This is a genomic window from Pseudomonas sp. I2, from assembly GCF_040984075.1.
GTDB classification, from domain to species: domain Bacteria; phylum Pseudomonadota; class Gammaproteobacteria; order Pseudomonadales; family Pseudomonadaceae; genus Aquipseudomonas; species Aquipseudomonas guariconensis_B.
Genome location: NZ_JBCGFQ010000215.1, coordinates 1 through 397 on the forward strand (window position 1 = coordinate 1; position 397 = coordinate 397).

At 50.9% G+C, this 397-nt stretch carries 1 protein-coding gene; it reads left to right on the plus strand.

The features are described from left to right. A partial coding sequence (locus WCE05_RS26315; protein ID WP_368816884.1) for a protein rep occupies positions 1-397 on the plus strand: 397 nt, incomplete at both ends.

Here is a 397-nt window from a genome sequence, read left to right on the forward strand (position 1 = left end):
GGTAAGGATGGCAGCGCACATCCGCATTTTCACTGTCTGCTGATGGTGCAACCTTCTTGGTTTAAAGGGAAGAACTACGTTAAGCACGAACGTTGGGTAGAACTCTGGCGCGATTGCTTGCGGGTGAACTATGAGCCGAATATCGATATTCGGGCAGTAAAAACTAAGACAGGTGAGGTTGTGGCCAACGTTGCCGAGCAACTGCAAAGCGCGGTTGCTGAAACGCTGAAATACTCCGTTAAACCGGAAGATATGGCAAACGATCCTGAGTGGTTTCTTGAGCTGACGCGGCAGCTTCACAAGCGCCGTTTTATCTCGACCGGTGGGGCGCTAAAAAACGTCCTCCAGTTGGATCGAGAAACCAATCAGGATCTTGTCATTGCCGACGATGTAGGGG